Origin of the sequence: Radiobacillus sp. PE A8.2 (assembly GCF_045635475.1) — a bacterium.
Lineage (GTDB): Bacteria > Bacillota > Bacilli > Bacillales > Amphibacillaceae > JBJGXI01.
This window is the reverse complement of record NZ_JBJGXI010000005.1, coordinates 128,420-149,436: the sequence shown is the minus strand read 5'-3', so window position 1 is coordinate 149,436 and position 21,017 is coordinate 128,420. Positions and strand designations below refer to the sequence as shown.

The window sequence follows — 21,017 nt, the reverse complement described above, 5'->3', positions numbered from 1 at the left end:
TTTAATGTTCCAATTGTTTTTGTAAGGGATTTAGATGTTGCAGAAGGTAAAGGCAAATGTTTTCAAGTTCATGAAAAAATTAATGTGCCAAAGGATGCTAAATTCTTTGATAAAGCTGCAACAAATTCATTTCATGGAACAGGACTTCTAAATTACCTAAAGTTTCAAGAGGTTGAGCATGTTGTTATAATGGGTTGTGCAACCCAACATTGTATAGACAGTGCAGTCAGAACAGCTACTATAAATGGATTAGATGTTACATTAGTCGGTAATGGGCATTCAACTACAGACAGCGATGTTTTAAAAGCAGAACAAATTATACAGCATCATAACAAAACGCTTCATGGACATTATAATGTTGAAAACATTTCAATTGTAAGGAACGCAGAAGAAGAAGTGTTCGATCCAACGCATAATGCACATAGGTAATAACTTGAGTAATATCCCAATTTCTTAAACTCTTGTTCGAGAAATTGGGGTATTTTTATTAATAGTTATAAATTTATGAGTAAGCAGTGGATGGGATTATGCGTAGTTATTTGTAGACCTTCTCTCATAATCCTATAGATTTTGGGTAAATTATCATAAAACTGTACTCAATATCTTTGGGAGTGTGACAGAATGAAAATTAATGGAAGTGTAATTAAATTAACGGCGTCAGAAATAACGCAATTGTGGAATACATATATGAATGATAGTGGTGCTATTTGTCATTTAGAACACGAAATTAATAATACGGAGGATCTAGAAATAAAGCCTTTGCTTCAGTATGCTTTAGATGTATCGAAATCACATATCGTAAGAATAACGGAAATACTGAACAAAGAAAACTATCCTGTGCCACATGGATTCACATTAGACGAGGATGTGAATGTTAATGCTCCTAGGCTATTCTCTGATGCGTATTCTTTAATTGCTATGAACCAATTAGGTAAGTTGGGGTTGAGTGCTTATAGTATGGCATTACCTGTTGCAGTGCGAGAAGATGTTTATTGTTTTTTTAGTGATTGTTTACGTGAATCAGATGAGATTATTAAAAAAACCAATGATCTATTGTTATCAAAGGGACTATATATTAGATCGCCTTATCTTCCAACTCCTGAAAACATCGATTTTGTGAAAAAGAAAAGCTTCCTTGCAGGTTACTTTGGAGAGAAAAGACCATTAACTGGTGGTGAGATAACGAATCTTTACGCCAATTTTCAAAGAAATGCACTTGGGTCAGCTACTATGATTGGCTATAGCCAGGTGGCAGAAAAAAAAGATGTAACCGAATATATTTTAAGAGGTAAAGAAATAGCGCAAAAGCATTGTGAGATTCTTGGTTCTTATTTAAACGAAAATGACCTTCCTAGTCCAATGAATTGGGATGCAGAAGTGACAGATTCAACTACATATACATTTTCTGATAAAAAGATGATGTTTTATTCTACATCGTTGATTGCCCTTAGTGTAGGATTTTACGGGGCCAGCATATCAATGAGTCCAAGAAGAGATATTGGGGCAATGTACGGTAGACTTACAGCGGAAATCTTAAACTACGCGGATGATGGTGCTAAACTAATGATTAAATATGGCTGGATGGAAGAGCCGCCGCGGGCACTTGATCGTGATGAACTGGCGAAGAAACATTAAGATTATGGAGGCAAACAAATGGAAGACAAAGTAAATCAGATCAGATTGACTTCTGCTGAGTTGGGACAGCTATGGGTACAATATTTAAACGATAGTGCAAGTATATGTATGTTAACTTACTTTGCAGAAAAAGCTGAGGATATCGAAATAAAATCGATAATTGAACATGCGATAAAGTTATCTGAAGTACATATACAAAAAATAACTACTATTTTTAATGAGGGAGATCATACGATTCCGCATGGCTTCAAGATTGAAGAGGATGTTGATTTAACTGCACCACGATTGTTTTCGGATACGTATGTGTTAAATTTCATTCATAATATGGCTAAAATAGGGTTAATTGCTTATTCGGGTAGTTTAGCTGTAGCTGTAAGGGAAGACATTACCGCGCTTTATATGGAATGTCTGATGGAAACAAAACAATTATATAAAATGTCATTGGATTCGTTATTATCAAAAGGCCTATATATAAGATCTCCTTATTTTAACAAGCTTGAACAAAATGAATTTGTGAAAGAACAAGGGTTTCTTTGGGATATGTTTGGAGAGAAAAGGCCATTAATTGCATTAGAAGTGTCTAATCTATACTCTAATTTACAAAGAAATGCTTTAGGTGCGGCTACCTTGGTTGGATTTAGTCAGGTGGCTCAGGATAAAGATGTTATTCAGTATTTTTTACGAGGGATAAAAATAGCTAGAAAACATGTGAAAGCGTTTGGAACTAAATTAGAGGAAAGCTATCTGACTGTACCATCTACTTTGGTGACAGAAATTACAGATAGTACTGCTAAAACATTTTCAGATAAAATCATGATGTTTTATACCGCTGCGTTAATTGCATTAAGTACGGGGTATTATGGTACTGGTCTAGCACAAAGTCCAAGAGTAGATTTGGGCATTATGTATAACAAACTTTCAGTGGAAATTCAGTTGTATTCTGAAGATGGGGCTAATATTATGATTCAAAATAGATGGTTAGAGCAGCCGCCAATGGCTTCAGATCGGGATGAATTAGCAAAGAAGAATAATCCGAAAATGTGAGTTAATGTTAAAAGTATTCAGCTAATTGAATTGGTGATGGTTGGTCAAAATGTGGTTGAGTATGGCTGAAGTGAATGTTCTGACGTTGACTTTTAAGTAATATAAAGAAGCTATAAAGGCTGGGATGTAATCAAACATTGCCGAGTAAATATTGTAGCCTAAGAAATATAGACAGACTCGTGGGGGAGAGTAGGCATCGGTGAGACACGGCAGAATAATAGCAAAAGGATGCTCGTGTTGAGCTGCGTTAGAGTGCGCGAAGAATATTGCGAAGAAAAAAAGTAGTTTAGCTAAGGCATACATTTTGTACGCCAAAACTAAACAACTTCATTTATCGTTGCGGAATATCCACTTCATAAAAATCAACAGCAATCTCAGTATTTGCAAATACTGCTCTTGCTTCCAACAATAGCTGCTGTACTTGTTCGTGCTGATACCTGGAAGATATGTGTGTTAAAATCAATCGTTTTACATCAGCATCCTTGGCCAGTGTTGCGGCTTGCTTGGTGGTCGAATGATTATAGTTGTAGGCGAGTGCTTCTTCCTCGGCAGAAAAAGTTGCCTCATGGACGAGAACGTCAGCATCCTTAGCGAAAGAAGAGGACAGACTGCTTACATATCTCGTATCACCTAACACAATCAGTACACGACCTTTTTTATCTGGTCCGATAAAATTTTTGCGCTCTAAAGTCGTACCGTCGCTAAGTTCGACAATTTCATTTTCTTTAATTTGCTGATAAATCGGTCCAGGGCTGATGCCTGCCTGTTGCAGTTTTTTGGGCTGCAGTTGACCGGGAAGATCTTTTTCTTCCACACGGTAGCCAAAGCATGTAATCCCGTGGTCGAGCTTGGTTGCGATTATTCTAAACTTTTCATCGTCATAGATCATACCTTCTCCAATTTCTTCGATCACTAGTGGATAGGCAAGCTTTGTCCCGCTGATTTGCAAACTCGTTTCTATATAAGCTTTTATTCCAATTGGACCGTATACCGTTAATGGGGTTTCTCCACTTTGAAACGAGCGGCTACTTAATAGACCAGGCAAGCCATAAATATGGTCACCGTGCAAATGGGTAATAAAGATTTTATCGATTTTACGAGGACGTATATTCGTATGCAGGATTTGGTGCTGTGTGGCCTCACCACAATCAAACAGCCAGATACTACCTGTTTCTTGAAGCAGTTCTAAAGCAATCGCAGTCACGTTGCGCTGCTTGGAAGGAACGCCAGACCCTGTTCCTAGAAAGTACAATTTCATGTTTTTCCTCCTACAACAGTTTAAATACCTGCTGTTTTTGTATCCTTTTTAATAAAAATTAAATGATAGCAATAATTATTTTACAGGATGGTTTTGTAAATAGGTTTTTCGATATTCAAGCGCAACCTGTGGCACATCGGTGATGATGGCGTCACAGCCTAGTTTAAAGCAGCGCATAATTTGTGATGGCCGGTTAACTGTATAAACGCGGACGGCAAGTTCCTGTTCATGGCATTGCTTGATAAGATTATTATTTAACAAACGATAGCGAATATGTAAGCCTGTTGCCCCAAGCTCTTCTGTAAATGGTATTAATCCTTTTATTTTTTGTGAGGTAAGAAAGGCTGTTGCCATGTTTTTATCGATGTCTTTCCAGCGTTCGATGCTTTTGGGATTAAAGCAAGAAATCACCGTCCGGAACACCAAATTATATGCGACTATGCGGTCATATACAATTTTTTCGATATCTTTATAATCGATGACATTATTTTTTAGCTCGAGGTTTATCAACATATTTGTGTTTTTGATCCACGCTAGAAATTCATCTAATGAAACGATGCGTGAATTTTTATACTTTTTAGAAAACCAAGAGCCAGCATCTAGCTTTTGTAATTCACGAAGCGTATAATCTTGAACAAAGCCAGTACCGTTTGTGGTACGACGAACATTTTCATCATGGATTAAGACTGGAATGTTATCTTTGGTTAGCTGTACGTCAGTCTCTATTCCATCTGCTCCCATTTCAAGAGCGAGTTCAAATGCCGGCATCGTATTTTCGGGTGCTAGTTTACTAGCTCCACGGTGGGCGTATACTAACGATTTCAATAACATCACCTCATCATCATGGTATTCTTACTGATTGTGGTACATTTTAACAAAAAAGTCAATATGAAAGGGTGGTAGTGTATGATACAAAGTTGGCAAACAAAGCAGGATTTAACCGATTTACTGTGCAGTCTTGTTGGTTATCCAAGCATTACTGGAAGTGAAGCAGAACTTGCACTGCCTGAATATTTATATGCACTACTTCTAGAAAAAGAATACTTTCAGGCACATCCGAACTACGTCAATCTTCATCCCCTAAAAGATGGAAGGCAGCTGCTCACTGCTCTTGTAAAGCAATCAGATCAGCGTGATACAGTAATTTTGCTAAGTCATTTTGATGTTGTTTCTGTGGAAGATTATGGTTCTTTTAGAAATTTGGCTTTTGATCCAAAGAAGTTAACGAAGCAATTATTAAAACAGAAAGATAAGCTACCAAAGCAAGTTCAGGCCGACTTGGAAGCAGGAGAATGGTTGTTTGGTAGAGGGGCGATGGATATGAAAGCAGGCCTTGCGATTCATTTATCGATGATTGAAAAAGCGATTGCTGGAGATTTTGACGGAAACATCTTGCTCGTGTCGGTACCAGATGAAGAGGTGAACTCACTTGGGATGCTAACGGCATTACCTGCGTTGCAGCAAATCAAACAGCAACAAAAACTAAATTATAAACTGTGCATCAACGGGGAGCCAGTCTTTAGTAAGTATCCAGGTGATCCCGGTTATTATGTGTATACAGGATCGATCGGTAAAGTGCTTCCAGGCTTTTTTTGTTATGGCAAGGAAACACATGTGGGCGAGCCGTTCGCTGGACTGAATGCTAATTTGATGAACAGTTTTATTTCGCAGCAGCTGGAATTGAATGAAGCTTTCGTGGAAAAAGCGGGGGAGGAAGTGACGCCACCACCTGTTAGTTTGATGCAGCGAGATTTGAAGGAAGAATATTCGGTGCAAACGCCGGTTTCTGCTGTCGCGATGTACAACGTATTATATTTAAAGCAGTCGATTGAAACGATCAATCAGAAGTTATATAATGCCGCAGTAAAAGCAAGTGAAGCAATTCAAGATCACTTTTTGAAGAAAGCGAACTATTATAGTGAAATTGCAGGTGATTTTTCGGTTCCTTCCTATCAGATTGGTGTGTATATGTATGAAGAATTGTATCAACTCGCTGCCAGTCGCTATGGGATCGACGAGGTGAAGCGTCGGCAAAATAGGCTAAGTAGTAAACGAGATCATGATAAAGGAGATCGTGACTTTTCTACGATTCTCGTACAAGACTTGGCTTCAATGTGCAAGGATCTTGCGCCGATGATTGTATTGTTTTACAGTCCACCATTTTATCCGGCAGTTTCATCCAAACAAGATGCCTTAGTGCGAAACCTTGTTGAGCACACGCAAGCATTTGCTAAATCTAGATTTCTAGTTGATCTTGAAGAAGTTGAGTTTTTCCCGGGGCTGTCTGACTTGAGCTTTATTGGTCCAGTGTCATCACAAAGCTCTTTGACGCCATTATTAAGCAATTTGCCAATCCAAAACAACGGCTATCAGCTTGATGAGGCGGTGATGGAGGCGCTCAAGATGCCAATTATCAACCTAGGGCCATTCGGAAAGGATCCACATCAATGGACAGAGCGATTGGAATTATCATATAGTTTTGATCAATTACCACATATCCTCGCTAATACTATTCAAGCATGTTTTCAGGAAGGTAAGTAACTAGCACTGACAAATGGTGAAAAAAAAGCTACAATAGAAACAGAATGAATAACGGTTCATTGTTAGGGGGATATGTGATGAATACTGATATTATTCACCAAATCACCGTGCCTACGCCTTATCCAGTAGGTGATGTGCACATCTATCTCGTAGAAGGGAAGCAATTATCTGTTGTTGACGCAGGTGTGAAAACAGCAGCTGCTAAGCGAGCGCTAACGCAACAATTAAACGATCTCGGCTTCAGCTTAGCTGATGTGGAACAGGTTATTTTGACACACCATCATCCAGATCATATTGGTTTAGTCGATCAATTTCCAAACGCAAAGGCTGTATGTGGTCATAGGAACAATCGGCCCTGGCTCACGAAAGATGAAGCCTTTTTATCTCGTTATCAAGCATTTTTTCAAGATTTATATAAGGAAGCTGCTGTGCCGGATTCTTATAAAAAGCATTTAGTAATGTTAAGAGCTCCGTTACGTTTTATTGGGGAAGCGGCGTTGACAAATGAGCTCGTCGAAGGAGATGTGCTACCTGGTCATGAAGATTTTATCGTGATCGAAACACCTGGACATGCATCGAGTCATCTGGCGTTTTACCGTAAACGTGATGGTGTGTTAATAGGTGGCGATTTGTTATTGGCGAACACGTCATCAAATCCATTGCTTGAACCAGCAGAACAGCCAAATCAAGCTCGTCCAAAGCCGCTCATCGATTATCGAGACAGTTTACATAAATGCTTGAATTTAGAAATTGATAAAGTCTTTCCCGGGCATGGTTCTGTTATCAACCATCCAACAGCGTTAATTTATAGCAGGTTAGAAAAGCAGGAGGCACGGGCAGCCAAGGTGTTGGCGTTTGTTCAGGAGACAAGTGCTACAGCTTTTGAGGTTTGTCAGTACTTATTTCCGAAGCAGATCGATCAGCAATTTGGATTAACGATGTCGGAGGCGATTGGGCAATTGGATTATTTAGAAATGGAAGGTAAGATTACTACGGCAATGATCCAAGGTGTACGTTACTATTCTAAAAATTAAACAATTTCATAATGAGATTTCTGAAATTGATTCAAAAAGGTGATTTTTTTGAAAGAATTACATAATAAAAATATAATTATTACTGGGGCGTCTAGCGGAATTGGTGAAAAAATTGCAACACGTGTTGCTGCTCGTGGCGCCAATCCAATTTTAGTAGCCAGGTCCGAGACGAAGCTTGAACAATTACAAACAGAACTTACTCGTAAGTTTGCTGTTGAATGTCGGTACTATGTTGCCGATTTAGTTGATGTGGAAAGCTGGAAAACCACCTTACAACAGATCATCGCCGATGCTGGTAAGGTTGATGCGTTGATTAATAATGCTGGGGTCGGCATATTTGAATATGTAAATGAAGCAAGCTGGGAATCGACGGATCGCATGTTTCAACTCAATGTGATGGCGCTAATTCAAGCTGTTTATCAAGTATTACCACATTTTATCGAACAAGGGCACGGCCACATCGTTAATATTGCATCGATGGCGGGCAAAATCGCTACACCGAAAGCAGCGGTTTATTCATCGACAAAGCATGCGGTTTTAGGGTTTTCCAATGCACTTCGTTTAGAAACAGCAGCCACAGGTGTCTATGTAACAACGGTAAATCTTGGGCCTGTTAAAACGAATTTCTTTACCACCGCAGATCCAGAAGGAACTTATCAACAATCAGTACAACGCTACATGCTAGACCCAGATCAAGTGGCAAAAAAAGTAGTCAATAGCTTGTTTACAAAAAAAAGAGAAATTAATATGCCAGGCTGGATGGATGCCGGGTCAAAAGTCTACTCCTTGTTTCCGCACTTATTTGAACGGTTATTGAAAAATCAATTTAACAAAAAAGGCTAAAGGGAACGGGGAACGAAGGGTCAGGTCTCTCGTTCCACAATTTTTTCAAACATGTTAGAAGGAATAAAACTAATTGGAGAAATGAAGTCGTTTCGCTGTTTCGACTTTTTCTAGTTACCGTTATATCAATGAAGTACCACCATAGTAAATGAAGTAATGGAACAAGAAACCTGACCCTGCGTTTCATTTATCATATAATATAGGTAGAGGTGATGGATGATGAAACTTTCAATTACAACTGAAGCAAAAAATAAAATAGATCAACAGGATAACATGCACAACTTGTTGCTATTTTATGATACAGAAGGTTGTGGATGTGGAGTAAATGGCATGCCGACGATACGAAATATAAAATCAGTGCGCGACAATTATGTACGTGTCGACAACGATCAGTTTGAGGTTTATGTAGATCAATTGCAAGAGGTGTTCTTTGCAGAAGATTTAACACTAAGCTTTGTAAACAATCAGTTCCGTTTATCAAGCCCTGATGGCATCTTAAATCCATTTATTCCAGAAACAGAACTTACAAAAGGTGACGTTACAATATGAGTAAACAAAAAAACAAACAAGATGACAAGAGTTCCCTAAAAGATCGCTTAGGTGCAGATGTGTTAAATAAGCTAGCGATGAAAAAATCGAGCTTAAAAGAAGCGGAGCAGCAAGCAGTGGAGTTAGCGAATAAGCGCAAAATAGAAGAACGAAAACAACGAGAGAAAAACAAAAGCTTTGAAGAATTGTTAGAAGAAAGCAATTTGGATTGGCAAAAATTTAAATAAACTTGTTTAGCGGCCACTATTGTAATGATGATAGTGGCTGTTTTAGTGTAAAGATTTTGTTAAAGGTCTTGCTTTGTTCTTGTTTATAGATATAGTAAAAGGAATGCATAACTGTTTATTTTTGTAATGGTCAACGGAAAGTGATGAAATTAATTATCAAACAGCTTTGATAGAGATTATTGGATACTGGTTCATAGATCTGAAATCTCGTGAAGAAGCTCTCGACTGGGCGATGTGTGAGCAAGATCCTCATGGTCTTAGAGAAGGACAGATTGGACTTCGCCAAGTTTCGAATAGAACCCAATATTATCTTAACAAAGATTCAATAAAAGAGAATCAAAATATCTATAAAGCTAGTTATTATAGATATAATCCATAGACAATTAAGGGCTGAGATATAAGCTTTATGTATTTTTCACTTTTTAAATGGTGATGGTTGTGAAGTATTCTACTTATGTGAGTGCTTTAATTTAACAATTTGATTGTCATTTTATTTCATCCACCAATAATTTTTGGGATTTTTAATTAAGTTAAAGTGTAAAATACTAATCTTAATAGCAATACCCATTAGTCGAATATGGAAAATACATTATTGACAAATAGAATGGTAATATATAAAATGTTAAAAAATATATAACAAACGCATTGATTAGGAGTATTAAGGATGAGTTATTGTTAAGAGAGCTGTCGGTTGTTGCAAGACAGTCAATAACCTCCCCAACTTGCCTATGAGCGGATAGATTATAATATAAATCTATACGGCTAACTTCCGTAATCAAGTCAATGAGATGTTTCATTTTTGTATATTTGAAACAAGAAGAGTGGTACCACGATAATAATCCTATCGTCTCTTTATGAGACAGTAGGATTTTTGTGTTTTTTTAACAATAGTAGTTATTTAGGGGGAATTTCTAATGGGTGAACCTTGTTTTATTTGCAATAAGCACACTGGAACTATTAGGACGTCTGGAGTAATGATATATGAAGATGAGCATGTTTATGTGGGGCATATTGATAGAAATGGTAAGCCAAATTATCTGGGGCATATTATGATTGATTTAAAAAGGCACGCACCTTCACTTGCTGAAATGACAATGGAAGAAGCAAAAGCATTTGGAGTTATTATGGCAAGGGTTAGCAAGGCTCTAAAGGACTCTGAAAACGCTGAGCATATTTACTCACTTGTTTCTGGGAATTCGGTTCCACACCTTCATATGCATTTAGTTGCTCGTTATCCAAATACACCAGAAGAATACTGGGGTCCAATGGAGGTTTATGATTGGGAAGATGCACCAATGAGGAACAATAATGAAGTTGTTAAACTATGCAATCGTATTAAACTATATTTGGAGAATAATTAACATATGACAAATCCTATTATCGAGTTCAGTTGGGTTGGAAGTCAAAGAAATTTTGTAGACGATATGAATATCAAAAATTTTAACCAAATATCTCTAGGACGATATGGTGGAAATTCAAGTACAGGACAGTATAAGAACGAAGATGGGTGTTTGCTTTGGATAGATATTAAACAAAATTGGGAATTTGTTGTTATATTAGATGCACATAATTCAGCAGAAAGTGCGGAGTTAGTAATAAAACAATTCTCAAAGTATAAAACGTATATACAATCCTTATTTTTTCTTTCATATGAACAAACATTAAAAAGGCTCGAAGGAACAATCCTAAACTTATTTCAAGAAGAACAATTTCTAGCTGAATGTCAAAAAATAAAAGGTGAAACAGCTTGTTTAATTGTCCTGAGAAAAGATAAATATGTGTGGTGGTTTTCAATAGGTGATTGTATTTCATACCTATTTCATCCAGAGTTTAGTAAACTAGGTCAATATCAAATTAACCAAAGACAATTTTACGAATGGGTTGGACAAGTTAACACATTTGAACAAGTGGTTCCTTGTTATAGTAGTGGATTAAGAGAATTAAGAAAAGGGAAAAATCGAATATTATTAACAACAGATGGATTAGTTGAATGTCCTAATGAACCTTTTTCTAACCCTAAAGCGATCTATGATATTATGAAAAATCATCAAATAAAAGATGGTATAATGGCATTACTAGAAACTATTAAAGAAAATAACGTAAGAGATAGTACAACAATCATTTCATGGGAAGTGAACATAATAAAAGATGTAACAATTCCAAGTGATGAATAAGGAATTATTACTGCTATTCAATTGAAGTGAGCACTAGTAAAACAGAATAGACATCTTAATTAGATATAGCTTTTTAAATTTTGTAATTTGGATTAAGATAAGTAGCGAACTTCATAAAAGACCACTTTCTCTGACGGTTATGCTAAGCTAAACATAGGAGGTCGATTACATGAAATCAAAGCCAATTTACGTTGAAATACCAATCGAAGCAGATATCGATCGCTTATGGGAGGCAAGTCAAGATCCGAAGCTGCATGAGCAATGGGATTTGCGTTTTTCTTCTATTACATATTTACCAAAACAAGAAAATGAGCCACAAGCATTTACATATAAAACAAACATCGGATTTGGTCTTGCTATTGAAGGATGGGGCAAAAGTGTTGGCAGCTTTCATGCTGAGGACGATTCGCGTACATCTTCGCTCCATTTTGGTACCGACCAGTCGCTTTCAATTATTCGTGAAGGAAGAGGATATTGGAAGTACATACCTAAAGGGGACGGTGTGACCTTTTTAACGCAATATGATTATAAAGTTAACTTTGGGGGACTTGGGCAGTTTTTTGATATTTTCGTTTTTCGGCCAATGATTGGTTGGGCGACAGCGCTTAGCTTTGATGTGTTAAAACGATGGTTAGAAAAAGGAGAAAGCCCTGCCTCGCAATATATTAGATTCTTCAGCTATTGGCTGATCGCTTTTTTATTCGCTTTTATTTGGATTTATCACGGCGCTGTGCCTAAATTAGTTGCCATGCACCCAGAAGAAGTGGCGATGGTGGACAGCTTATTATCTATGAATGACAACACATGGCTAATTCAAACCATCGGTGTACTTGAAATTGCCTTTGGTGCTTTATGGCTGCTATACCGGAAAAAACGGCATTTGCTAATGCTGCAGTTGATTACCTTTCCGATTTTAACACTGTCAGCATTACTAGCAGAACCAAGCTACCTTACTCACCCCTTTAATCCATTAACATTTAATGTAGCTTTATTTGTAGTAACAGTGATTGGTCTATTGATGAGCAAGCAAGTACCAACTGCCACGAGCTGTAAGCGAAAGCGGGGTAATCATGACGATTTATAAGCAAGCGATGGGGTTTTCATTTGAGCGCCTGCATCCGATGCTGCAGCAAAGATATAGCATGACAAGTGATCAACCGTTTAAAGCAAGTGGAGTGATGCGAACGATAAACGGCGGACCGAAGTTGTTGTATCCATTGTTCCGCATTGGTGTATATTTCAAACTGTTATTTCCTGAAAAAGGACGAGATGTGCCATTCACGATCGAGAACACTGTTCAAGTAGGGAAAAATGGTGAGGCGCAGGTACACTGGCAGCGCATTTTTTCTTTCGGAAACAAGCGCAGGTATTTCAATGCAGTGATGAGTCTTGATGCCGAGCGGGCAATAATCAAAGATTATTTAGGGGAACCAAGCCTCGTTTATTCTGACCTAGCTTTTCATGTATCAGAGCATGGAGGCTTAACGATTACTTCGGAAAAACAACGCTTCGTTTTACATAAGCTGGAAATTCCATTACCTAAAATTTTTCAAGGACTTGCTACGGTTAATGAACGTTATAACGATGAAAAGCAAGTATTTGAAATCTCTGTTCAAGTAACAAATCCATTAGTCGGAAAGGTTTTTGCATATGAAGGGGAATTTACAGAAACTGAACAGCTTTAAATGGATGGCGCTCTCTCTTGTTTTATTTCTTATTGTTTTATTTTGGGGTGTTGGTCCATGGTATATGATCATGTTGACTGTAGCGCAGCTTGTTTACGTACCAGCCACTTTTTATCTCGTTTGCAGGGAGCGGGGAGGCGTGCCAGCGTATTATGCTGTGTTCGCCATCCCAGCATTTTTATCTGTTGTGTTTTTAAATATTACAGAACAAACGAGCTTGGATACTATATTTGCCGGGATTTGGCTCTTATACACATTTATGATCGCGTGGTATGGTGTCAATCGCTTCCTTAATCGCGGTTTTACACATGTCGAGGAAATGATCATCGATATTGGACTAATCTACGTGGCGATGGGTGGTGGCTGGTTATTCGCGTATGAAGCAAACATAACGACAGGATTCAGCCCACTGATTACGTGGCTGACAGCAATTCATTTTCATTATTCCGCTTTCTTACTTCCGATTTTTGTCGGATTTTTAGGCCGAATCTATCAATCAACATTGTACACTGTGTCTGCTGTCATTATTGCTATTTCACCTATTTTGGTTGCGCTCGGGATTACTTTTTCCGTATGGATTGAAGTCATTTCTGTGCTTCTTTATATCGTCGCAATCTACAGTTTGATTTTAATCTCTTTTCGAGCGAGATTTTCACATCCCGTTCAGAAGTGGCTCATTCGCGCTTCGTTTACGACATTGGCGATTACGATTGTGTTTTCGCTATGCTATGCAGTCGGCAACTTTATGGGTTATCCCATTGTTTCGATTGATTTTATGCTAAAATTTCACGGGATACTAAATTGCGTTTTATTCGCGTTGTCAGGTGTGATCGGCTGGTCAATCGCAGTACCAGCTTCCCCATTTAAGCAACCAACTTTTCCAGTTAGTCAGATTAGAGGAAAAGGTAAAATTGGAGAAAACATCTTAGCTGACATCGTAGCTAAGCGTCATGCAAAGAGGTATCATGGGCTCGTAGATAATATGAAAAGCTATCAACCTGACATTACAGCTACTTTACCGACGACGATTATCGATTTTTATGAAAATACGAATGCGTATCGTTTGTTTGCAGAAGTAAAGTGGCACGCTTGGTTTCGCCCATTTGCAGTTATTTACCGACTGTTCAGCACTCGTATCAAGCAAATAAATCTACCTTTATCAAGTGCGAAATTTGAGATGACTGGAGAGATTTTACCTGTAGACGATCATATTGATCTTAGAGATCGTACGAGAGCATGGGTTCGGAAAGTGGATAATGAAGTGATTTTCGTTGCACTTTATTCTTCCCACATAACAGCGGGGCGCACGTACATGAACATTGCCTTACCATTACCAAAAGCATCGATGATCTGCATCCTAGAATTGCAGCAACTAGACCAATCCCTTGTTCTGACAAGCAAGCGAAGTAGGAGGGATGCTGACTCGGGTGTTTATTTAACCTTTGCGAAAAAGCTCTTTAAATTACCAATTGAAGAATCGTTTGTTGTGCAAGAAACAGAGAATGGAACACTGCAAGCAACGCACAAGATGTGGCTGTTGAAAATGCCGTTTCTTTCGATAGATTATAGTATTTTTCATAGGGATGCAGAGTAAGAGAGGAGATTTTGGGGATAAAGGTTTATCAGTATGATGCATGTACAAAGAGCCTAGTAAAGGAAATCCTGCGGGAGTAGTGTTAAATGGTGATGACTTAACAGATGCAGAAATGCAACAGATTGCTTTCGAGGTAGGTTTTAATGAAACCTCATTTCCAATTAAATCGAGTGTAGCTGATTTTAGAATACGATTTTTCACACCTGGCCATGAAATGAATCTATGTGGTCATGCAACGATGGCAACTGTTTATGCCCTCAAAAGTAAAGGGTTATTGGGAGATAAAACAGCGTTAACAATCGAAACAAACGCTGGCATTCTACCAATTAGCATCAACGAAGCTTTTGACTCTGACATATTGATAACAATGAAACAGGCTTCTCCTCAATTTAAAGAATTTACAGGCTCAAAAGCAGATTTAGCGAGGTCAATAGGATTAGAAGAAGCTGACCTTGATGCGGATTTACCGATTCCTTTTGCTAGCACTGGCACGTGGACTTTGCTTCTACCAATTAAGCAACTTAGTAGTTTTCAAAAGATGAAACCGAATAATAAGCAGTTTCCAGATATTTTAACGGAAATGCCAAAAGCATCTGTTCATCCTTTTTGTTTGCAAACATATGATTCTAAAACTGATATGCACGCGCGACACTTTTCTGCACCGTATTCAGGAACAGTGGAAGATGCAGTAACTGGCACTGCTTCTGGTGCTATGGGGGCTTATTTTGCAACATATATTACAAGTAATTTTACCGATTCTCTAAGCCTTACTGTTGAGCAAGGCCATGAAATCGAAAAAGATGGCCGCGTACTTGTACACGTTTCAAACAATGGGCCATCACTGGATGTTCAAATTACCGGAAATGCAGTTTATGTGAAAGATTTTCGAGTTTTGTTAGATAATTAAGTTGTTATGCAATTGTATTTTGAGACAGAAAGAGGGGTTAAATAAGTGATGGAAAAATGGAGATTTGCCTTATATTTAAGTGCATTATTTTTAGTAGTTGTTCCTATTTCAATCGTTCTGATTACGGACGTTCCATTCGATTCATTTTTTAGTCATGTAGTATTAAGTATTGCCATTATACTAGTCATGCTCTGTAAGACGATTACTTTATTTGAAAAAAGAAGAGCAAAGAAAAGATTTTCATCAGATATAGGCGCATTAATTGGTTTATCGATTGTACTAGTTTTAGGTTTTTTTCAATGATTTTCTTCCGCTAAAGTATACGCAGATTAACTACAATATCTCTTATTAGCAGATAGGGAACCACCAGAGATATGTATTGTCATTTATTAGCGTTTGGAGTATGTAAGGACCAATTTCCACAATTAAAGGAAATTTCAACTTATTGCGTAAAAATACATACAAAAAACTCTCGACAGGATCAATGTGTATTGATTTTACGATTGAAAGTGATAATCCATACACAGCAACAGTTACGTATCATAAAGATGCACTGCTTAAGCTATTAAATCAATTTTTACTACAAGATATAATACCTCTTGCTTTACTTCTTGACAAATGTTTCCACGAGTATTAAAATAAACGAAACCGCTTTCGTAAACACATACTAGTACTTTTGCCATCACCTGCAAGGATCATCATGATTATGCCTCTTAACACTTTTGGAAGCGCTTCATAATAACTTCTGTTGTCTTTACATACCATTTGTTCAATGAAAAGTTACTAATAAAATACAGGAGGTAGAGATATTGGAGAAATTTGATCGTAATTTTATATTTGGGACAGCAACATCATCCTATCAAGTTGAAGGTGCCGTTTCAGAGGATGGAAGGTCTCCGTCAATTTGGGATACATTTTCAACAACTCCCGGAAAAGTAATGCAAGGTGACACTGGTGCAGTGGCTTGTAATCATTATCACCTTTATAAAGATGATGTTAAGCTTATTAAAAGCTTAGGAGTGGATAGTTATCGCTTTTCTATCGCTTGGCCGAGGATTTTCCCAGAAGAAGGTGTTTACAACGAAACCGGCATGCAGTTTTACAAAAATCTTATTGCTGAGTTAAAAGAAAATAATATTAAACCTGTAGTTACTTTATATCATTGGGACTTGCCACAATGGGCACAAGACCAAGGTGGTTGGGTATCACGAAAATCATTAAAATGGTTCCGTTCATACGCTCAAAAAGTTTTTAGAGAACTTGATGGAGAAGTTGATTCTTGGATTACACAAAATGAACCATGGTGTGCAGCATTTCTTGGTTACCATCAAGGTGTACATGCGCCTGGTCATACAAATATGGATGATGCTTTAAAAGCAGCCCACCATATTCTAATTTCACATGGTCAAACTGTTAATCTATTAAAACAAGAAATGCAATCATCTACACCAATTGGAATAACATTAAATTTAAGTCCTTTTTATCCTGCAACAAAGACCCTCAATAATGAGATTGCAGCGAACAATGCAGATGGTTATACAAATCGATGGTTTCTAGATCCAATTTTCAAGGGTAGCTATCCTTCTGATATGATCAATCTTTTTTCAAAATATGTTCACGATTTTTCATTTATTAAAGATGAGGATATGGAATTAATTGCAGTGGATTGTGATTTTTTTGGCATTAACTTCTATAACCGTCAATTAGTAGAATTTCATGCTGCAAGTGATTACTTATATAGACCCGCTTATTCCGATTATGACAAAACAGAGATGGGTTGGGATATTTCGCCAGTGGAATTTCAGGAATTGATTCGTCGTTTGCGTAGAGAGTATACAGCCTTGCCTATTATAATTACTGAAAATGGTGCATGCTTTCCAGATCAAATAACAGAAGATGGTGAAGTCCACGATGTAGAAAGAACAAACTATGTAAAAAAGCACTTGCAAGCGATTGCAGAATTGAATGATGAAGGGATGAATATTAGCGGTTATTTTTTATGGTCTTTATTTGATAACTTTGAATGGGCATTTGGATATGAGAAACGATTTGGAATTATCTATGTAGATTTTGAAAATCAACAGAGAACTGTAAAGGATAGTGCTAAGTTTTATCGTAATGCAATTGCGGCAAGGAATCTTTAATTGTGGTGCTAATCTCTCTAGCATCGGAATACACTCGTTTGTGATATTATGGCAGATCCAGCTCGTGCTGCTGTGGCAAAACAATTATTAGAAAAGATGAATCCTTTAAATGATTTTGGTGGAAATGAAGACGAAGCGGATGCTCCTGAAATGATGCGAGCTATGATGAAATATATGCCGTTACTGAAGAAATGTTAAATGCTGTTATTCAACAACCAAATGAAGTATAGGAGACGTTTCTACTGCTTTTTTATGAAGTTTCTGTTAAAGCTGAATTTTAATATAACTTTACTTTGTTAATTGGAGCTGAAACATGAGAAACGAAGATGAAAATCAATTTTCTTCATGCGATGTGTCTCTCTGTCGAAGCCTTCGTTATCTTGCGGGACAAAGTCTTTCGGAGGAGTAATCGTAGACTAGTCACCTCAAAACCAAGTGCTTTTCTTGTTCTGAGTCCCAGTAAAGTCCCGCAGACGCCAAAGTGTCGAAGAGGTCACCGCACCACCTAAGTGCGCGAACGTCTGCAGTAGAAAGCAACAACTACATTTTACAGAGCCTTTATATAAATAATCTTTTAAAGTAAATATTTTATATGAAAGCCTTTACAAAGTGGATATTATGGTGGATAATGGTAAAAAACGAAACCGCTTTCGGAGATATTTTTGTTAAAAAAAGTAAAAATAATCACGGAAGAGTTGGGCTATCATCGTAATTCTATAGCCAGAGGCTTAGCTACTAAGATATCCAAAACAGCTGGAGCATTTTTTGAGGATCATCTAAACACGGGCATTCTACAACCATTTTCACAACACATATTAGCGAGCTTTAAGGATGTTATTGGTGAACATGGGTATGATTACTTCTTTTTTACTAATAATCATCCTGAAAATAATGTCGCGACATTTGAAGCCTGCGCAAGACATAGACATCTAGACGGACTATTTTTATTAGGAGTGCCAAGAACGGATAATAATCTTAATTTTATTGTTCGCAGCGGTATTCCGTGCATGTCTGTAGACTTGGATTTTAATAAGGCCGCTAGCAAATTACAAACGAGCAACGGTAAAACACAACCTATCAATTAAAGATAATTGGATTATATTATGTAACTATACAGAACAAGGTGGTTATGAATCAGCAAGCGCTATCCAACAGCAATTTTTTGTACAGCTGATATGATTGCTCTATGAGCGATGAGAGTTAAAGCTGAAAAAGTATTAAGGGTTGGTAGTGCCGGTTACGTAATCGGTTTCGATGATTTAAGTCTATTATTCTATTTAGCTCCAAAACTAACGATTGTTCGGTGAAAAAGAAGTTCTTTGGCAAACAGCTGCCAAAGAATTAATAAAACTATACGTACAGTAAAGAGTCCTTATACGGTTGAAACAGAGCTTATTATCCGTGATACAGTTTCAAATAGAATAACTAGCATATCAACAATAATTTGAGGAGGTGGTTGTTGAAAAAACTTGTAGTTAGCTTTTTTATAAATATTTATCGAAAGCGGTTACTTAATAGTTTGCATACAACATTGTTTTCGTCATAATTTTACTTCTGAGAAGCCGTTTTCCCACGAGCAATGAAAAAAGAGAGGGGTAAAAAAGGTGAATTTTAGAAAACATGTATTGATTTTATTGATGGCAATGTTTGTTTTTGCTCTTGTATTGGCGGGTTGTTCTGGTGAAGAAACTACAGGAGAAAATGATATAACTAATGAAGATCAAGAAGCACCTACAGATAATGGAAATGATAATAGTAATACAAATGATGAACCTAGTGATGAAAATGTAGAAGTACAACCACTCATGGTTGGTCTATCTCCTGCAGGTCAGTGGCAAGAGAACTTTAATCCATTCTCTACCAATGCAACTGGTGGTACAAATGGTTTGATTTATCAGTCACTATGGTACTTTGATAGTGTTAGTGGTGATGAGTTCCCTGTTCTAGCAACTGAATTTGAATGGACAAATGACAATACTACGTTAGTTGCTACGCTTCGTGAAGGTGTGACCTGGTCAGACGGAGAAGCGTTTGATGCAGATGATGTTGTGTTTACGTTCGACATACTTAAAGAATACCCAGCAGCCGATACTTCAGGTATTTGGCAACAAGTAACATCGATTGAGAAGCAAGGTGATTATTCAGTAGCATTTAATTTTGATGCACCGAATGTACCGTTTCAAACTTACGTATTAGGGGCACTAATTGTTCCTGAACATATATGGAAAGACCTTGGAGATCCATCACAAGCTCAAATTAGTGACCCTGTGGGTACAGGACCGTACGTACTTGAATCATTTGATCCTCAACTATATAAAATGGTTAAAAATGAAAGCCACTATGATGCTGGTGAATATACTGTAGAGGAACTTCAATTCCCTGCGTATACAGGTAATGATAGTGAGCAGTTGGATTTAGTAGCAGGTAAGCTTGACTGGACGGGAATTTTTATTCCTGATGCAGAGAATGTATATGTAGCACAAGATGCAGATAACAACCATTTCTGGTTCCCGCCAAGCAACAACGTTACATTATATCCTAACTTGGAAAATGAACTTTTAAGTGATGTTACACTACGTAAAGCTATTAGTCTTGCAATTGATCGTCAAAAATTATCAGATCAAGCAGCATCTGGTTATGATCCACTCCCAAGTGCAACAGCTTTAATTTTACCAAGGGATGAACAATGGATTGATCCAAGTATTCCAGAAGAAGAGCTAAGCTATGAATTTAATACGGACAAAGCAGTTCAAACTCTAGAAGATGCTGGATATAAAAAAGGTGACGATGGTATCTTTGTTTCTCCAGGCGGGGAAAAATTATCGTTTACTTTACAAACAGTATCTGGTTGGACAGATTGGGCAACTATGGCACAGTTAATTTCACAAGCATTAACAGATATGGGTATTGAAGTTACCGTCCAAATGCCTGAATTCGCATCATATCACGCAAACGTTACTGGTGGGGAATATGATTTGGCCATCTCTTGGACAAATGCAGGACCAACACCTTATCGTCAGTACCAAGATATGTTGAATAGTAATGGTAGTTGGAATCTACAACAATGGAACGATCCAAAAACTGATGAAGCTTTACAAACCTACCAAGGTACAACCGATATGGAGGAACAATTGGAAGCAGTGTATTACCTGCAAAATGTAATGGTTGAACACTTACCAGCGATTCCTCTAGTAAATGGCCCTGTATGGTATGAGTACAGAACAGAAAATTGGGTTGGTTGGCCAACAGAAGAAGATCCTTATGTTAACCCAGCACCATTTAACTGGCCTGCACCAGCCTTTGTCTTAAAAAATCTAGAGCCGGCAAATTAATAGGTTGGAAGGGAAAAGGTTTATGTCTTTTCCCTTCCTTAAACTAACAA

21 protein-coding genes, 1 pseudogene and 1 other annotated feature are annotated in these 21,017 nt (G+C 37.6%); of the genes and pseudogenes, 20 read left to right on the top strand and 2 right to left on the bottom strand.

Features of this window, described 5'->3' with window-relative positions; all coding sequences use genetic code 11:
- The 3 genes from ACI6MV_RS04775 to ACI6MV_RS04765 form a co-directional block, all read left to right on the top strand.
- Positions 1-429 (top strand): isochorismatase family protein (locus ACI6MV_RS04775; protein ID WP_407268852.1); only part of this gene is annotated, 429 nt, incomplete at its 5' end.
- Positions 430-621: 192 nt separating this feature from the next.
- Positions 622-1,635, top strand: a complete 1,014-nt coding sequence (locus ACI6MV_RS04770; RefSeq protein WP_407268850.1) for a DUF3231 family protein — start codon at positions 622-624, stop codon at positions 1,633-1,635.
- 18 nt (positions 1,636-1,653) lie between these two features.
- Positions 1,654-2,679 carry a DUF3231 family protein gene (locus ACI6MV_RS04765; RefSeq protein ID WP_407268847.1) on the top strand — a complete coding sequence of 342 codons (1,026 nt, stop codon included), beginning with the start codon at positions 1,654-1,656 and terminating at the stop codon, positions 2,677-2,679.
- Positions 2,680-3,010: 331 nt separating this feature from the next.
- Here ACI6MV_RS04765 and rnz read toward each other — a convergent pair whose 3' ends face one another.
- Both rnz and ACI6MV_RS04755 read right to left on the bottom strand, forming a co-directional pair.
- Positions 3,011-3,937: a ribonuclease Z gene (rnz, locus tag ACI6MV_RS04760; protein WP_407268845.1), complete on the bottom strand. Its 927-nt coding sequence runs from the start codon at positions 3,935-3,937 to the stop codon at positions 3,011-3,013.
- Between the two features lie 75 nt (positions 3,938-4,012).
- Positions 4,013-4,768 (bottom strand): glycerophosphodiester phosphodiesterase, encoded by a 756-nt coding sequence (locus ACI6MV_RS04755; RefSeq protein WP_407268843.1) that lies wholly within the window; start codon positions 4,766-4,768, stop codon positions 4,013-4,015.
- A gap of 75 nt (positions 4,769-4,843) precedes the next feature.
- Here ACI6MV_RS04755 and ACI6MV_RS04750 point away from each other — a divergent pair, with 75 nt between their 5' ends.
- The 17 genes and pseudogenes from ACI6MV_RS04750 to ACI6MV_RS04670 all read left to right on the top strand — a co-directional run bounded on the left by ACI6MV_RS04750 (position 4,844) and on the right by ACI6MV_RS04670 (position 20,967).
- Positions 4,844-6,478, top strand: coding sequence for a M20/M25/M40 family metallo-hydrolase (locus tag ACI6MV_RS04750; RefSeq protein WP_407268841.1), 1,635 nt, complete (start codon positions 4,844-4,846; stop codon positions 6,476-6,478).
- Between the two features lie 77 nt (positions 6,479-6,555).
- Positions 6,556-7,512, top strand: a complete 957-nt coding sequence (locus tag ACI6MV_RS04745; RefSeq protein ID WP_407268839.1) for an MBL fold metallo-hydrolase — start codon at positions 6,556-6,558, stop codon at positions 7,510-7,512.
- Positions 7,513-7,551: 39 nt separating this feature from the next.
- Positions 7,552-8,355, top strand: coding sequence for an SDR family NAD(P)-dependent oxidoreductase (locus ACI6MV_RS04740; protein WP_407268836.1), 804 nt, complete (start codon positions 7,552-7,554; stop codon positions 8,353-8,355).
- A gap of 219 nt (positions 8,356-8,574) precedes the next feature.
- Entirely contained in the window at positions 8,575-8,904 is a 330-nt protein-coding gene (locus ACI6MV_RS04735; protein WP_407268834.1) for an iron-sulfur cluster biosynthesis family protein, read from the top strand.
- On the top strand, positions 8,901-9,131 hold the full coding sequence (locus tag ACI6MV_RS04730) for a YqkE family protein (RefSeq protein WP_407268833.1): 231 nt from the start codon (positions 8,901-8,903) through the stop codon (positions 9,129-9,131). Before ACI6MV_RS04735 ends, ACI6MV_RS04730 begins: the two co-directional genes overlap by 4 nt.
- Positions 9,132-9,297: 166 nt before the next feature.
- Positions 9,298-9,510: a YciI family protein gene (locus ACI6MV_RS04725; RefSeq protein WP_407268831.1), complete on the top strand. Its 213-nt coding sequence runs from the start codon at positions 9,298-9,300 to the stop codon at positions 9,508-9,510.
- A 257-nt stretch (positions 9,511-9,767) separates the two neighbouring features.
- Positions 9,768-9,986: a binding site (T-box leader), on the top strand.
- 59 nt (positions 9,987-10,045) lie between these two features.
- The gene (locus ACI6MV_RS04720; protein WP_407268829.1) at positions 10,046-10,492 is read left to right on the top strand and encodes an HIT family protein; all 447 of its coding nucleotides are present in this window, start codon (positions 10,046-10,048) and stop codon (positions 10,490-10,492) included.
- Between the two features lie 3 nt (positions 10,493-10,495).
- Positions 10,496-11,305 (top strand): PP2C family serine/threonine-protein phosphatase, encoded by an 810-nt coding sequence (locus tag ACI6MV_RS04715; RefSeq protein ID WP_407268827.1) that lies wholly within the window; start codon positions 10,496-10,498, stop codon positions 11,303-11,305.
- 169 nt (positions 11,306-11,474) lie between these two features.
- Positions 11,475-12,389, top strand: coding sequence for a DoxX-like family protein (locus ACI6MV_RS04710; RefSeq protein WP_407268825.1), 915 nt, complete (start codon positions 11,475-11,477; stop codon positions 12,387-12,389).
- Positions 12,376-12,990 carry a DUF4166 domain-containing protein gene (locus ACI6MV_RS04705; protein ID WP_407268824.1) on the top strand — a complete coding sequence of 205 codons (615 nt, stop codon included), beginning with the start codon at positions 12,376-12,378 and terminating at the stop codon, positions 12,988-12,990. Before ACI6MV_RS04710 ends, ACI6MV_RS04705 begins: the two co-directional genes overlap by 14 nt.
- Positions 12,956-14,584 (top strand): YndJ family protein, encoded by a 1,629-nt coding sequence (locus ACI6MV_RS04700; RefSeq protein ID WP_407268822.1) that lies wholly within the window; start codon positions 12,956-12,958, stop codon positions 14,582-14,584. Before ACI6MV_RS04705 ends, ACI6MV_RS04700 begins: the two co-directional genes overlap by 35 nt.
- An 8-nt stretch (positions 14,585-14,592) precedes the next feature.
- Positions 14,593-15,491, top strand: a pseudogene (locus ACI6MV_RS04695) (PhzF family phenazine biosynthesis protein).
- Between the two features lie 45 nt (positions 15,492-15,536).
- The gene (locus tag ACI6MV_RS04690; protein ID WP_407268820.1) at positions 15,537-15,794 is read left to right on the top strand and encodes a histidine kinase; all 258 of its coding nucleotides are present in this window, start codon (positions 15,537-15,539) and stop codon (positions 15,792-15,794) included.
- A 506-nt stretch (positions 15,795-16,300) separates the two neighbouring features.
- Positions 16,301-17,635 (top strand): GH1 family beta-glucosidase, encoded by a 1,335-nt coding sequence (locus ACI6MV_RS04685; protein WP_407268818.1) that lies wholly within the window; start codon positions 16,301-16,303, stop codon positions 17,633-17,635.
- A 48-nt stretch (positions 17,636-17,683) separates the two neighbouring features.
- The gene (locus ACI6MV_RS04680) at positions 17,684-17,833 is read left to right on the top strand and encodes a hypothetical protein (RefSeq protein ID WP_407268816.1); all 150 of its coding nucleotides are present in this window, start codon (positions 17,684-17,686) and stop codon (positions 17,831-17,833) included.
- Between the two features lie 464 nt (positions 17,834-18,297).
- Positions 18,298-18,720, top strand: a complete 423-nt coding sequence (locus ACI6MV_RS04675; protein WP_407268814.1) for a LacI family DNA-binding transcriptional regulator — start codon at positions 18,298-18,300, stop codon at positions 18,718-18,720.
- Between the two features lie 519 nt (positions 18,721-19,239).
- Positions 19,240-20,967: an ABC transporter substrate-binding protein gene (locus ACI6MV_RS04670; protein ID WP_407268812.1), complete on the top strand. Its 1,728-nt coding sequence runs from the start codon at positions 19,240-19,242 to the stop codon at positions 20,965-20,967.
- The last annotated feature ends 50 nt before the right edge of the window (positions 20,968-21,017 follow it).